This window comes from Alienimonas californiensis (genome assembly GCF_007743815.1).
Classification (GTDB): domain Bacteria; phylum Planctomycetota; class Planctomycetia; order Planctomycetales; family Planctomycetaceae; genus Alienimonas; species Alienimonas californiensis.
The window spans coordinates 3782284-3797287 of record NZ_CP036265.1; the positions used below are offsets into that span (position 1 = coordinate 3782284).

At 73.3% G+C, this 15004-nt stretch carries 10 protein-coding genes and 1 tRNA gene; all 11 read left to right on the top strand.

Annotated features, from left to right (window positions below):
* Window positions 1-86 precede the first annotated feature (86 nt).
* The 11 genes from CA12_RS14900 (at window position 87) to CA12_RS14950 (ending at window position 14914) form a co-directional block, all read left to right on the top strand.
* Complete coding sequence (locus tag CA12_RS14900) at window positions 87-509, top strand: ATP-binding protein (protein ID WP_145359829.1); 423 nt, start codon at window positions 87-89, stop codon at window positions 507-509.
* Window positions 510-634: 125 nt separating this feature from the next.
* A tRNA-Asn gene (locus CA12_RS14905) sits at window positions 635-706 on the top strand.
* Between the two features lie 347 nt (window positions 707-1053).
* Window positions 1054-2256: an NRAMP family divalent metal transporter gene (locus CA12_RS14910; RefSeq protein WP_165700778.1), complete on the top strand. Its 1203-nt coding sequence runs from the start codon at window positions 1054-1056 to the stop codon at window positions 2254-2256.
* Between the two features lie 38 nt (window positions 2257-2294).
* Window positions 2295-3035, top strand: coding sequence for a glucosamine-6-phosphate deaminase (locus CA12_RS14915; protein ID WP_145359831.1), 741 nt, complete (start codon window positions 2295-2297; stop codon window positions 3033-3035).
* A complete protein-coding gene (locus tag CA12_RS14920; protein ID WP_145359832.1) occupies window positions 3032-3967 on the top strand; it encodes an N-acetylglucosamine-6-phosphate deacetylase in 936 nt (311 codons plus the stop codon). The genes CA12_RS14915 and CA12_RS14920 overlap by 4 nt, the downstream gene beginning before the upstream one ends.
* A gap of 71 nt (window positions 3968-4038) precedes the next feature.
* Window positions 4039-6930, top strand: a complete 2892-nt coding sequence (locus CA12_RS14925; protein ID WP_242687923.1) for a hsp70 family protein — start codon at window positions 4039-4041, stop codon at window positions 6928-6930.
* 115 nt (window positions 6931-7045) lie between these two features.
* On the top strand, window positions 7046-8605 hold the full coding sequence (locus tag CA12_RS14930) for an EF-hand domain-containing protein (protein WP_165700779.1): 1560 nt from the start codon (window positions 7046-7048) through the stop codon (window positions 8603-8605).
* A 112-nt stretch (window positions 8606-8717) separates the two neighbouring features.
* Window positions 8718-10517: a hypothetical protein gene (locus CA12_RS22165; protein ID WP_165700780.1), complete on the top strand. Its 1800-nt coding sequence runs from the start codon at window positions 8718-8720 to the stop codon at window positions 10515-10517.
* Entirely contained in the window at window positions 10510-11574 is a 1065-nt protein-coding gene (locus tag CA12_RS14940; protein WP_145359834.1) for an extracellular solute-binding protein, read from the top strand. The genes CA12_RS22165 and CA12_RS14940 overlap by 8 nt, the downstream gene beginning before the upstream one ends.
* The gene (locus CA12_RS14945; RefSeq protein WP_145359835.1) at window positions 11571-13028 is read left to right on the top strand and encodes a hypothetical protein; all 1458 of its coding nucleotides are present in this window, start codon (window positions 11571-11573) and stop codon (window positions 13026-13028) included. The genes CA12_RS14940 and CA12_RS14945 overlap by 4 nt, the downstream gene beginning before the upstream one ends.
* The gene (locus CA12_RS14950) at window positions 13025-14914 is read left to right on the top strand and encodes an ATP-binding cassette domain-containing protein (RefSeq protein WP_145359836.1); all 1890 of its coding nucleotides are present in this window, start codon (window positions 13025-13027) and stop codon (window positions 14912-14914) included. Before CA12_RS14945 ends, CA12_RS14950 begins: the two co-directional genes overlap by 4 nt.
* The last annotated feature ends 90 nt before the right edge of the window (window positions 14915-15004 follow it).

The following is a 15004-nucleotide window of genomic DNA, read 5'->3' on the forward strand; positions in this document are numbered from 1 at the left end:
TTTCCGCTCTGAGGTCCCGACCCGGCGGACGTCTCGCCGGGCGAGCATTCGGCGACCTCGTTCCCGATTCCAACGGTGACGATTTGATGGCGGCTGCAGCTGGCGAAAAGTTCGCGCTGACGATCCCCAGCGACACCGAGGCCGGTATGGCCGCGCAGAACCGCATTCTCAAGTCCTTGGAGCGCCTCGGCTACACGGAGCGGGACCTGTTCGGGATGCGGCTGGCTTTGGAGGAGGCGCTGGTCAACGCGATTAAGCACGGGAACAAACGCTCCGAGGACAAGGTCGTCCGCGTGATGTGCCAACTGGACGAGGAATCCGCCCGCGTGGTGATCCGCGATCAGGGCGAGGGTTTCGATCCCGGCGACGTGCCGGACCCCACGGCGGAGGAGAATCTCGACCGTCCCTGCGGCCGCGGCATCATGCTGATGCGCTCGTTCATGACCGAGGTCACCTACGCCGACAGCGGCCGCGAAGTGACGTTGGTAAAGGACCGCACGATCGGCTGAGGCGCCCGCGGGCGAACCGGTCGGGAACTGCGGGTGTCAGGGCTTGCGAAAGTTTGGCGAGAACCCTACCGTTCCGCCCCGCCGCTTCGGCCGTCCCTCTTGGGCGCCGCCGCGACGATCCTCGATCCCCGATAGCTCAACGGTAGAGCGAGCGGCTGTTAACCGCTAGGTTGTAGGTTCGAATCCTACTCGGGGAGCTCTCTTTGACTGTCGCCCCGGGATCGGGGCGGTTCGACGCCCGCGATCTTCGCGGGCGATTTGCGTTTGGGTCTCCGCAACGGCGCACGTCGGCACCGTCCCCGTCGTCGGGAGCCCGTCGTCGGACAATGTCGGCACGGTGGCGGCGGCGGACGGGGTCGCGATACCGTGAGCGGCCGGCAATCCGGCGACCCGACGAGACGGCACGATCACATCGCACGCTTCTAATTCGTCCGTCCGCGGACCGCTCGAACCCCCCCGCAACTCGTCAGACGAACCGTCGGCTGACGGACCGGGTCCGCGGTTTCGGCTGCGGGATCTGGGGCCGGCGATCATCGTCGCCAGCGTGGTGCTCGGGCCGGGCAGCATTCTGACCGCCTCGCAGGTCGGAGCGGCGAGCGGATCGCGGCTGCTGTGGGTCCTCGTCTTCGCCGCGGCCGTGATGGCCGGGACCGTGGCGCTGGCGGCCCGGGTGGGGGCGGCGTTGGCCGGCAGTCCGTGCGACGAGCTCGCCGCCCGCCTGGGCCGGCCGGTCGCAGTTTTGGTCGGGGGGACGCTGTTTCTGGTGGTGGTCGGTTTTCAGTCGAGCAACAACTTCGCCGTCGTCACCGCCCTCGAACCGCTGTTGCTGGGGCCCGACGGCGGGGCGTTCCCGGATTGGGCGACCGCCGCGATTCTGCTGGGGGTGAACGGGGTTGTGGTGGCCGCGGTGCTCGGGCTGCGGGGGCTCTACGCCAAGCTGGAGGGGCTGATGCGGGCGCTGGTTGCGGTGATGGCGGCGGCGTTCCTCGTCAATCTGGCCTTCGCCCGGCCGTCGATCTCGGAGGCGCTGCGCGGACTGATCCCCTCGGCGCCCGGCGGGGACCTGCGAGCGCTGGGCGTGCCGTTACTGGGGTTGGTGGCGACGACCTTCTCCGTCGCCGGGGCGTTCTATCAGGCCTATCTCGTCAAGGAAAAAGGCTGGACGCGGGCGGACGGGGGGCGGGCGAGCGTCGAGGCGGTGCTCGGGGCGGCGGCGCTGGGGGCGATGACGGGAACGATTCTGTTGACCGCCGCCGCCACCCTGCACGGGCGGGCGGGCGGCGCCGAGGTGGCCTCGACGGCCGATCTGGCCCGGCAACTCGAGCCGCTGTTCGGCGGGTGGGCGGTGGCGATCTTCGCGATCGGCATCTGCGCGGGGGCCTTGGGGTCCTTCCTCGGCAACGCCCTGATCGGCGGCACGCTGCTGGCGGACGGGCTGGGGAAGGGGACCTCGCTCGAATCCGGCTGGGTCCGTGGGCTGACGGTCGCGGCGCTGCTGACCGCGGCCGGCATCGCCGCCGTGGTGCTGGCCGGCGGGGCGGAGCGGGTCACGGCGATCGTCGTCGCCCAGGCTCTCACCGTGCTCGGCGGGCCGCTGCTGGCCGGGGCGCTGCTGTATCTGGGCACCTGCGTGACGCCGCGGCCGCCGCTGTGGACCTTTGCCGCAGCGGGTCTCGGGGCGGCGATCCAGTTGGCGCTGGCCGTCCGTACGGCGTGGCGCCTGTGGGAGTCGGCGACCGGCGGGTGAGGTCGCGGCGCCGAGGGTTCGCTCCGTAAGCTGCATCGATGCAAATCGAAATCCATTCCGACGCCGCCGCGATGGGGCGGGCCGCCGCCGCCCGCGGAGCCGACGTGCTTCGCAGGGCCATCGCGGAAAATGGCTCCGCGGCCCTGATCGTCGCCACCGGGGCCAGTCAGTTCGAAGTGCTCGCGGCGCTGGTGAAGGAACCGGACATTGACTGGTCGAAGGTCGTCGGCTTTCACCTCGACGAATACCTCGGCCTGCCGCTGGACCACCCGGCCAGCTTCCGGGGGTATCTGCGGGAACGGTTCGTCAGCAAAGTCCCGCTGAAGGCGTTTCACGAACTGAACGGCGAGGCGGCCGACCCGGACGCCGAACTTCGCCGGGTGGGCGACCTGCTGACGGCCCAGCCGATCGACGTGGCGTTCGTCGGCATCGGCGAGAACGGGCACCTCGCCTTCAACGATCCGCCGGCGGACTTCGAGACCCGCGACCCCTATCTGGTCGTCGACCTGGACGAGGCCTGCCGTCGGCAACAACACGGCGAGGGCTGGTTCGACTCGCTGGAGGCCGTACCGAAACAAGCCCTCAGCATGTCCGTCCGGCAGATTCTCCAGAGCCGCATGATCGTCTGCTCCGTGCCGGACGAGCGGAAGGCGGACGCGGTGCGGGCGTCGGTCGAGGGGCCGGTCACGCCGGAGGTGCCGGCGTCCATCCTTCAACAGCATGCCGACTGCACGCTGATGCTGGACGAGGCGGCGGCGTCGAAGTTGTCGAACCGATGAGCGGGCCGCACAACCCGCCGGCGTTCTTCGACTTGCAGGTGAACGGCTACGCCGGCGTCGACTTCAACCGCGACGGCCTCACCGCCGACGACCTGCACGCCGCCTGCGCACGCATCGCCGTGGACGGCGTCGCCGGGTTCCTGCCGACGGTCATCACGGACGACCTCGACGCGATGGGCCGCCGCCTGCGGCGGCTCGCCGAACTGCGGGAGCAGGACGAACTCGCCCGCCGGCTGATCGTCGGTCTGCACGTCGAGGGGCCGTTCCTCAACGAAACCGCCGGCTACATCGGTGCCCACCCGATCGCCCACGCCCGGCCGGCCGACGCGGAGGCGATGCACCGGTTGCTGGAGGCCGGCGGCGGGCTGGTGCGGCTCGTCACGCTCGCTCCGGAACGCGACCCGGGGTTCGCCGTCACCCGGCTGCTCGCGGACGCCGGGGTGACGGTCGCCGCGGGGCACTGCGACCCGTCGCGGGACGAGCTCGCCGCGGCGTGCGACGCCGGGCTGACCCTGTTCACGCACCTCGGCAACGGCTGCCCGGCGAGCCTGCCGCGGCACGACAACGTGATCCACCGGGCGCTCTCCCTGCGGGACCGGCTGCGGTTCACGCTGATCGCCGACGGCGTCCATCTCCCGTTCTGGTTTCTGCGGGACGTGATCGCACTGGCGGGGCTCGACCGCTGTGCGGTCGTCAGCGACGCCGTCACCGCGGCCGGGCTGGGGCCGGGGCGGTTCACCTTGGGGGCTTGGGAGCTGGAAGTGGGCGAGGACCTCGCCTGCCGGGCCCCGGGCGGGGAGCACCTCGTCGGCTCGGCCTGCCCGCTGTCGATCGCCTTCGAGCGGCTGCAATCCGCCTGCGGCTTCACCCGGACGGAGGCGACGAGCCTCACCAGCGCCCACCCCCGGGCGTTCCTCGGCGACGCGACCTAAGCCGGAGCCATGGCTCCGGCTTGGGGCGTCTGGGTTGTTCACGCATCGCCGGAGCGGATCATGCCCGCATCGTGACGAACCCCGACCCAACCACCGACGCCGCCGCTCCCCCCCGCTACATCGTGGGGATCGACCTGGGCACGACGAACTGCGCCGTCGCCTTCGTCGACACCGCGGCCGGTGAGGCGGGCGCCGCCGGCACTCGGGTCCGCACCTGGACGATCCCGCAACTCGTCGCCGCGGGCACGGTCGAGGGGCGGGAGAACCTGCCGTCGTTCCTCTATTGCCCCGCCGAGGGCGAGTTCCCCCCGCACGCCCTCGCCCCCCCGTGGGGCGACCCGGCGGCGGTGGGAACCGGGGCGAAGGGCGCGGTGCCGGAGTGGGCCGTCGGCACGTTCGCCCGGGACCACGGGGCGAAGGTGCCCGGTCGGCAGGTGAGCAGTTCGAAGTCCTGGCTGTGCCACCCCGGCGTGGACCGCACCGCCCCGCTGCTGCCCTGGCACGCGGCGGAGGGCGTGGAGCGGCTCTCCCCGGTGGAGGCCTCCGCGGCCCTGCTGGCCCACCTCCGGGCGGCGTGGGATCACGCCCACCCGCACGCCCCGCTGGCGGAGCAGGACGTCGTCCTCACCCTCCCGGCCAGCTTCGACGAGGTCGCGAGGGAACTCACGGTGAAGGCCGCCCGCACCGCCGGGCTGCCGCGGGTCGTGCTGATCGAGGAACCGCAGGCGGCCTTTTACGCCTGGCTGGCCCGGCACCCCGACAACTGGCAGGAACAGGTCGCCCCGAACACCAACGTCCTCGTCTGCGACATCGGCGGCGGCACCAGCGACTTCGCGCTCATCAGAGTGAAGCCCCCTGCTTCGCCGTCGCCGCTAGGCGGCGCGACTGACGGCAAGGTCGAGTTCCACCGCGTCGCCGTCGGCGAGCACCTGATCCTCGGCGGCGACAACCTCGACTTGGCCCTCGCCCATCACCTCGAAGACCGGCTGAAGAAGGACGGCACGGAGCTGGCCCCGAAGCAGTGGGACGTGCTGGTCCGCCAGAGCCGCCGGGCGAAAGAAACGCTGCTGGGCGAGGACGCCCCGGCGTCCGTCACCGTCACGCTGCCCGGGGCCGGGCGGGCGCTGGTGGCCGGCGGGCTGAGCGTCTCCGCCGACGGCGACGCCGCCCGCGCGGCCCTCCTCGAGGGCTTCTTGCCGACCGTGCCCGTCACCGCCGTGCCGGACCGCAAAGACGCGGGCTTCCGCGAGGTCGGCCTGCCCTACGCCGCGGACGCCGGCATCACCCGGCACCTCGCCCGCTTCCTCTCCACCCACGGGGCCGTCGCAGGGGCGGGCGAGGGCGAACCGGCCCGGCCGGACGCGGTCCTGTTCAACGGCGGCTTCTTCGCCTCCCCGGTGCTGCGGGACCGCCTGCTGGGGGCTCTCTCCGATTGGTTCCCGACCGGCGACCGCCCGGTCGTGCTGGCGAACGATCGGCTCGACCTCGCCGTCTCCCGCGGGGCGGCGTACTTCGGTCTGGTGCGGCGGGGGCTGGGCGTGCGGGTCGAAGCCGGCCTCGCCCGCACTTATTACCTTGGGGCCGAGGACGGGGAGCACGGCGAGCCGCGGGCCGTCTGCGTGGTCCCGGCCGGCACCCGACCGGGCGAAACGGTCCGCCTGCCGGACACCCCGGTGCGGGTTCGCGTCGGCCGGCCGGTCGAGCTGCCGGTGTTCAGCAGCGGGGTGCGTCTGACCGACCCCGCCGGCTCCGTGCATGCGGTGGACGAAACGCAGTTCGCCTCCCTGCCGCTGATCCGCACGGTCCTCAAGGCGAAGGGGAAGGAGGGCGACGAACTGCCGGCGCTGCTGGAAGCGGGGCTGTCCGAGATCGGCACGCTGGACCTCGCCGTGCGGGAACGGCGGGAGGACGGCACGTCCGGCAACCGGTGGCGGTTGTCGTTCGACGTCCGCAGCACGACCCGCACGGATCTCTCCGCCCACGCCGGCGCCGGGGAGGCGGCCGGGGTGGCGGACGACGAAACGCTCGCCGCGCTGGAGGCCGTGCTGGACGACGCCTTCGGTTCGGCGGACGGCTCGATGAAGCCCTCGCTCAAACCGCGGGACGTGAACGACGCCCTCGCCGAGGCCGCCGGTTCGCCCCGCTCCGACTGGCCGCCCACCCTGCTGCGGAGCCTGTGGGAAGGGCTGATGGATCGCGAATCGGGCCGGCGGGAGTCGTCCGCCCGGGAGGCCCGCTGGCTGAACCTGCTCGGCTACGCCCTGCGGCCGGGCTACGGCGTGGCGCTGGACGACTGGCGCGTCGCCGAGACCTGGCGCCGCCTGCACGGCCGCCTGGCCCATGCGGACCCGGCGGTCGTCAGCCAGTCGCACGTCCTCTGGCGGCGGATCGGCGGCGGGCTGGAAGCTGGGCAGCAAAGGGCGCTCGCCTCGCCGCTGATGGGAGCGGTGAAGAGTGGCGGGAAGAAGGGCCCCGCGGCGGATCCGGAGTTGCTGCGCTTGCTTGCCTCGCTGGAGCGCCTGCCGACCGGCGAGCGGGAAACGCTCGGTCGGGCCTTCGTCAAGCTGGCGGCGAAGGAGGAGAACGCCGGCCGCCGGGAGACGCTCTGGTGGGCCGTCGGCCGCACCGGCGCCCGCGTGCCGCTGTACGGCCCGGCGAACAGCGTCGTTCCCGCCCGCGTCGCCGCAGACTGGGCCGATTCGCTCATCGGGCAGTTCGAGTCGCTGCCCGACGCCGACGACAATCGCCCGCCGCTCTGGCCGGTCGTGCAGCTGGCCCGCAAAACTGGCGACCGCTACCTCGACTTCGCCCGGGAGCCGCAGCTCCGCGTGATGCAGTGGCTCGCCGAGGAGGACGCCCCCTCGCACTGGGTGGCCCTGGTGCGGGACGGCGGTCGATTGGATCACGAGGAAGAGGGCCTGGCGTTCGGCGAAAGCCTCCCGGCTGGGTTGCGGTTGGGGTGAGGGCCTTCCCCGGTTCGCCGTCGCCGTGAGGCGGCGCGAACGCGGGGTTGCGCATGAAGACTGTCCCGCCGCGTATCCCCTTTCGCCGATGCGTCGTCCGCGGGATACTCGCCACATGCTCGCCCGCCTCGCCGCCGCCGTTCTCGCCAGCGGACTCGCCGCCGGGGGGACGTTCGCCGCCGAGGCGCCGCCGGGACGAGTGGAGTTCCTGCTGCTCGCCCCTCGCGGGCCGGTGCGGGTGGCGGTGGACGTGACGGTCGATCGCCAGCCCTTCACGGACTCCGCCGCACGCTATCGGGACACGCTGCTGGCCTCCGTGGACGCCGACGGCGACGGCCGCGTCACCCGGGCCGAGGCCGCCCGCACGCCGACCCCCCGGGCGCTGGGCGCCGGTGCGAACGCCAATGACGCCGTCGAAGAATTGCTCGCCCTGTTCGACGCCGCCGACGAGTCCGGCCTGCCGGCCGAGCAATTCCGCGCCTGGGTCGAGGGGGTGATGGGGCCGCCGCTGCGGGTTCGGCAACGCTTCGCCGGCGGGGACGCCGCGGACGTGGTCCACGTCCTGGACGCGGACGGCGACGGCCGCCTCACCCCGGAGGAACTGCGGAACGACCAGTCGATCAGCCACGGCGTCGCCGGGCCGTACGACTTCGACGCCGACGGTACCCTCTCCGCGGCGGAACTGGCGCCCTTCCGTTCCGCGACGCAGCGGGCCGAACGCCGACACTTTCCGCCCTCCAGCCCCTTTCGATTGCTCTCCCCCGCGGCGGCGCCCGGACTGTCCGCGGACCTCGCCGCCCGTTACGGGACCTCCGAAACGCCGCCGGAGCCGCACCTCGAACTGAGCGTGCGGCTGATCGCCCGCAGCTTCGGCCTGCCGCGGCTCGCCGTGGTCGAGAACCGGGCGCCGGAGCGGCTGACGGTCGTGCCGGACCGGCGCTCCCTCACCCTCACCGTGGACGCCGACGAGGCCGCCGGGGAGCCGGGGCTGGAGGTCGAGTTTGCGGCGGATCGGGTCGAACTGCTGGGCTCCGACGCGATCTCGCTGGGCCTGCTGGACATGGTGCGGGCGGACGCCGACGCCAACGACTACCTCGACGAAATGGAGTTTCCCGCCGCGAACCTCCCCGGCGGGCCGGAGTTCGAGGACGTGGACCGCGACGGCGACGGCCAGGCGACCCGGGAGGAAGTGCGGGCCTATCTGGAGGAGGATCAACGGTTGGCGAACAGCCGGATCTACCTGCTCAGCGAGGCGGCGCGGTCGGAGTTGTTCGGCCTGCTGGACGCGAACGGCGACGGTCGACTGACCCCGGCCGAGCGGGTCGCCGCCGCGGGGGCCTTCGCCGCCTCCGGGTCGGACAGCGGGGCGCTGGCCTCGCTGGACCGCGACGGTGACGGGGCGGTGGTCCCCGGCGAACTGATCGGCCGGTTCACGCTGCACCTCGGCCCCGGCCGGGCCCCGGACCGCCCGCCGTCGGAGGAGGAACTGGAGACGATCCGCGGCCGCGAGCCGAGCGTTCCGACCGAGGAGGGCCCGGAGTGGTTCCGCCGCTCCGACCGCAACGGCGACGGGGCGGTCACCTGGGCGGAGTTCGTCGGCCCCCGGGATGCCTTCGTGCGGTTCGATGCCGACGGCGACGGCTCCCTCACCCCGGACGAAACGGCGGCGAAATGAACACGGTCCGCCTCCCGCTGCGTTGTTCGTATCAGTGATCGCCGTTCAAGAACCCGGACGCGTCGGCGAATCGTTAGACTGAAGCCCCCTGACTCCCACCGGACCCGCCGCGATGTCGCCGACCTCACCGCCCCGCGAGTTGGACCGGATGCTCTCCGCGATCCGCCGTCGCCTCGCCTGGGCGGCGTTCGGTCGGGCGCTGCTGTGGGCCGCCGCCGCGGGCTGCGTGGCCGGGGCCTGTCTGGTGCCGCTGGCTTGGTGGCGGCCGGACTGGCTGCCCACGCTGATCGCCGCCGCTGTGCCGGTCGCGGCGCTGCTGGCCCTCGGGCTGGCGTGGGCCTTCCGGGAACGGCCGACGCGGGAGGACGCCGCCAATCGGGCCGACCGCTTCGCCGGCACGAAAGACCTGTTCCTCACCGCGGCGGAGTTGGACCGCCACGAGCGGGCGCCCGCCTTCGCCCCGCTGGTCCTCGCCGACGCCGCGGCCCGCGTGCCGGCCGTCGACCCCGCGGCCGCGGTCCCCTTCGACCTGCCGGGCCGGCGCCTGATCCCGGCCGGGGCGGCGCTGGCGGTGCTGGTGGGCACGCTGTTCCTCGTGCCCCGGGTCGACCCGTTCGGGGCCGTCGCCGCCGCGAAGGAAGCGGAAACCGCCGCGAAGAACTCCGAACGCACCGCGGACGAAGCGAAGCGGCGGACGGAGGAACTGAAGCGTTCGCAGCCGGAGAGCGAACTCTCCCCGGAGGTCGCCTCCGCGGTCCAGAAGCTCGCCGCCGACCTCAAGCAGACCAAGCGGGGCGAGGTGAAGGCGAACCGCGAAAAGCTGGCCGAACGACGGGCGGACCTCGGCAAACTGTGGCGGAACGTCAGCGCGGAGCAGGCCCGCGGGTTGCTCGCCGAGGAGGACGACCGCCGCAGTCTGGGCATAAACCCGGACGCCGACGAGCGGAAGAAGTGGCTCAGCGATCTGAAGCAGGGAAGCGCGGAGAGCGTCCGCGAAGCCCTGAACCGCATGATGGCCGAGGCCGCCGAGGCCGCGAACGAATCCGACCCCGCCGCCCGGGCCGAGAAGATGCAGGCCCTGCGGGAGCAGGCCCGCAAGCTGGAGAACTTCGCCCGCAACGACGCCGGCGACGACCGCCTCGCCGAGGCGATGCGGCAGGCCGGCGAACAGTTGCGTAACGCCGCCGAGCAGGCGAAGGCCGAAGCGAACGGCGAGGGCTCCCCGGAGGCCAGCCGCGCCGCGATGAAGCAGGCCGCGGAAGCCGCCAAGGCGGTGCTCGAACAGGCCGGGCTGGAGACCGAAAAGCTCGCCCAGGCGGCCCGCGACATGGCCGAGTTGGAGCAGGCCCTCGAAGCGGCCCGGCAGGCCGGACAGCTCAACGAGATGGGCGAACTGGAAGGCCAGGAGGCCGCCGACGCCGCCTCCATGGCGGAGTTTCTCGAGGTCTATGAGGAGATGCTCGCCGAGAGCGGGCAGCAGGCGACCGAGGCGACCGCGGGCAGCGTCCGCGGCTCCGGCGACGGTGAGGGAGACGGTGAGGGAGACGGCGACGGTGAGGGGGACGGCGACGGCGAGAGCAGCGGCGGGACCGGCCGCGGCGAGCGCGAGGAGGTCGACGGTCGCGCCATGGACGAAGCCCCCGACGCCAAAACCGGCTTCCGCACCGAGGTCTCCAAGAGCCACCTCGTCGCCGGCAAAACGCTGATGAGTCTCAAATCCAAGGGCGACAGCGAACGCGGCGAACGCACCACGGAGTACATGGAGAACCTCGCCCGGGTGAAGGAGGGCGTGGACGAGGCGATCTTCGCCGAGGACGTGCCCCCCGGGTATCGCGGCGGCATCCAACGGTACTTCGACGCCCTCGGCCCCGGCGCTGACGCCGCCGGCAATCCGGGCGCCGACGATGAATGAGGCCGCCGCGTCCCGGCGGGCGTTCCTCGGGGCGGCGTCAGCGGGCCTGTTCCTTGGCGCCGCCGGCTGCGGGGGCCGCGGCGGGGAGGAGGTGGTCCTTTACTGCGCCGCGGACCGCCTGCACGCCGAGCCGATTCTGCGGGAGTTCGAATCCCGCACCGGCGTCCACGTACGGGCCAAGTTCGACACGGAGGCCACAAAAAGCCTGTCGCTGGTCGGGTCGCTGATCCGCGAGGCCGACGCCCCCGTCTGCGACCTGTTCTGGAACAACGAACGCGGCGGCACGGAGGACCTCGCCGCCCGCGGGCTGCTCGCCCCGCACCGGGGGGAGGCGTGGGAGGCCACACCGCCGCAGCACCGCGACCCCGAAGGCCTCTGGTGCGGCTTCGGCGGCCGGCTGCGGGTCTGGATCGTCAACACTGACCGCCTGCCCGCCACCCGCGAGGCGGTCGAGGCGGAACTCGCCAAGGAGGCGGACCTCAGCTTCGCCTACGCCAACCCCCGCTACGGCACCACGCTGACGCACTTTTCGTTGCTCCACCGCGAGTTGGGCGACGACGGGCTGCGGGCGTTTGCGGAGCGTTTGGACGACGCCGGAGCGGTCACGGCGTCCGGCAACGCGGCGGTGAAGGACCTCGTCGCCGCCGGCACGGTCGCCTGCGGCTGGACCGACACCGACGACGCCTATCTCGCGATCGAAGCCGGCGCTCCGGTCGAGACGCTGCCCGTCGAAGTCCCCGGCCCGCCCGGACCGGCGCCGATCTGCATCCCGAATACTGTCGCCCTGACCCGAGGCGGCCCGAACGCGGCGCACGCCGCCCGGCTGGCGGATTATCTGCTTGGCAAAGAGGTCGCGGTGCGGCTGGCGAACGGGCCGTCGCGGCAGATTCCGCTCACGCCGGTCTCCGGGCCGCTGCCGGAGGACGTGAAGCAGTTCGCGGGTTTGGCCCGCGACGCCGTGCCGCTGGCGGGGCTGGCCCCGCATCGAGACGCCGTACTGGCGTGGCTGTCCGGCGAAGAAACGGCCGGCGCCTCGGCGAGCGGCGACGCGGCGTGAGTCTGTGGCCGAGCGTCCTGTTTTCGCTGGTCCGGGCGGCGTTGGTCGTCGGGCTGGCGTTGCCCGCGGCGGCGCCGATCGCCCGGCGGCTGCGGGAGGACCGGGCTGGGCTGTGGTGGGCGGCGACGCTCGCCCCGCTGCTCGTCCCCGAACTGCTGACCGGCTACGGATGGAGCAATTTTTCGTTGTCGCTCGCCGCAGATCCGGGGGCGAACGAGGCGCTGACGGCGGCGCTGATCTGGGGCCGGTGCGTCTGCGCCGCGGCGGCGTTGCTGGCCGTCGCCCCCGCCCCGGCCCGCACCGCGTCCGCGGTGTTCCTCAGAAAACTTATGTGGTCGCTAACGCCGAGGCCCCGCGGGGCCTCGGCGTTAGGGGCGTGGCTGAAGGAAGGGGCGCTGCGAACCCTCGCCCGGTTCGGGCCGGCGGCGGGGGTGGCGGGGCTGTACGCCTTCGGGCAGTTCGAGACGCCCAGCCTCGCTGGGACGACGGCGTGGACCGTCACGCTATTCGACGCTCACGCCCGGATGATCGACCTGTGGGATTCGCTCCGGCTGGCGTGGCCGGCCGCGGCGGTGCAACTGGTCGGGCTCGTCCCGCTGCTGATCTGGCTGCGGGGCGTGACGGGGCCGGGACGCCGGGACGAACGGCGGGCGCCAGCGTCGCGGCGGTCGAACTTTGTTGCCGGGCTGACCCTCGCGGCGGCGGGCGGGTTGACGGTGGTCGTTCCCGCCGCGGTGGTCGCCGGGGAGACGGGGGCGGAGGGGTTTCGCACGCTGGCCGAAAGCGGCTGGCGGGCGCAGCAGTTCGCGGCGGAGTGCGGCCGATCGCTGGCGATCGGCACCGTGGCGGCCGCCGTGGCGACCGGACTGCTGTGGGCGGTCGGCCGGGTGCGGGGGCCGGCGGGGACGGTGCTGCTGGCGGGGCTGATCGCCCCGGGGCTGTGCGGTTCGCTGATCGTGGGGCTGGTCGTGCAGGCCGGCCTGACGGCCGCGGCGGCGCACGGATGGCCGGGGGCGCGGGCGGTGCGGGACTCGGCGGTTCCGTTGATCCTTGCCCTCGCCGTGGTCCTCCTGCCGCGGGCGGCGCTGCTGCGGGCGTTCGCCGAGGGCCGGACCGCGGGGCGGTTCCTCACGCGGTTGCTGCGAACCGGCACGCTGTCCCAGCGGCGGGCGGGGGGGCGGTTGTGGTGGGGCCTGACCGGCCGGGCGGCGTGGGTGCGGGGGGGGCTGCTGACGCTGTGGGCCGCCGCGGACGTCGCCGCCGCCGCCGTGCTGCTTCCGCCGGGGCTGGAGACCGCCCCGCCGGGCCTCTACAACCTCATGCATTACGGCCACAATGCGGTGCTGGGGGCGCTCTGCCTGCTCAACACCGTCCTCCCGGCCGTGCTGTTGGCGCTGGGAGCGTGGGCGGCGCCGCGGCTCGCGGGGGCGCCCGTCGGTATGGTGCAGCGATGACGGCCCCGCTGTTCACCCTGTCGCACGTCTCGCTGCCCGGCCGCCCCGGTCGTCCGCGACTGGACGACGTCTCGCTGACGATCCCCCCCGGCGTCACCGCGGTGGTGGGGGCGAGCGGGGCGGGGAAGTCGTCGTTGTTGGAGGTGTTGGTGGGGTTTGAGGCCCCGAGTTCGGGGATGATTAAGCGGGGCGCGCCGCCTAGCGGCGACGGCGAAGCGGGGGGACTGTTTTGGGTTCCTTCGGACCTCGGCCTGTGGCCAGGGGAGACGGTGATGGGGCACCTGCTCGCGGTGCAGCCGGAGCGGGACGAGGCGGCGGCGGAGGCGCTGCTGGATCGCTTCGGCCTCGCCGGCGTTGCGGACCGCCGGCCGGGGACGTTGTCGGCGGGGGAGCGATCTCGGTTGGCCCTCGCCCGGGCGGTGGCGAGCGGGGCGGGCGTGCTGGTGTTGGACGAACCGCTGGCTCACGTCGACCCCGCCGCGCTGCCCGGGCTGTGGGCCGTGTTGCGGGAGCATTGGGACGGGACCGCGGACGGCGTGCGGCGCTCCGTCGTCTTCGCCATCCACGACCCGGCGGCGGCGCTGAGGGAATCGACCCACTGCGTGGCGCTGGCGGACGGGCGAGTGCGGTTCGCCGGGCCGACGACCGAACTGCACGAGAACCCGCCGGACCGGGCGACCGGGGCGCTGCTCGGGCCGCTCAATGAACTGCCGGACGGCCCCCGGCGGTTCGTTCGGGCCGAACGGCTCGAGTTGGCCCCGCAGGCGGACGGGCCGCTGACGGTCGTGCGCACCGCCCCCGCCGGCCCCGTCACCACCACCGAACTGACCGACCCCGCGGGAACGCGCACCGTGCTGCATCATCGTCCCGGTCCGCCGCTGCCTGTCGGGGCCCGGGTGGCGACGCGGCTGGCGTTCGCCCTGCTGGCGGCGGTTCTGCTCGGCGTCGCGGCGGGGTGCGACGGCGGGGGGGCGGACGGGCCGGCGCTGAGGTTCGCGGAGGTGCGGGTGCGGGCGACGCCGAACGCCGGACCGCAGTTGCCGGCCCCGCGGGGCGTGGGCATCGGTCCCGGCAACGAGGCGTACGTGCTGGACGACGCCGGCCGGGTGCTGGTGTTCTCGCCGGAGGGGGAGGAACTGCGGCGCTGGGACATGCCCTCCAACGTGCAGGGCAACCCGGAGGGCATCTGCGTCTACCGCCCGCCGGGTGTGGACGAGTGGCTCGTCGCGGTGGCGGACACGCACTACCACCGGGTCGTGCTGTTTACGACCGCGGGGGAGGTGGTGACCGAGTGGGGCGTGGAGGGGGACGAACCCGGCAACTTTCGATTCCCCGTCGCCGTGACCGCCGACGACGCCGGCCGGCTGTACGTCGGCGAGTACGGCGGGAACGACCGCGTGCAGGTCTTCAGCCCTCACCCGGAGAACGCCCCGCTGCGGTCGATCGGTTCGTTCGGCACCGGGCCGGGGCAGTTCAGCCGGGCCAGCGGCGTGGCCTGGGTCCCTCCGGCCTCCGCGGGCGGCGACGGCGAGAGCGGCGACGCCTTCGTGCTGGTCGCGGACGCCTTCGGCGATCGCATTCAACGCTTCACGACGGAGGGCGACTACCGCGGCGTGCTGGGCGGGGACGACGCCGTCTCGCTGCACAGCCCCTACGACCTGGCCCGCGCCGCGGACGGCACACTGTGGATCCCGGAGTACCACGGCGGCCGGATCACGGCGCTGCGGGCCGACGGCACGCTGCTGGGCCGGTGGAGCGGCGACGCGGATTCCTCGGATGGGAGGACCGGCCCGCTGGTCACCCCCTGGGGGCTGGATGTGGACCGAACGGGCCGCGTCTGGATCGCGGATACGGGCAACCGGCGGCTGGTGACGCTCGTGCCCTGACGCGGCGGCCCGCCGGTCGCGGATTCGTCGTGAACCGGTTGTGCCCGCGGCGACGTTGTTCCGTAAGCTGACGCCGTTCCGCTCGGTTCG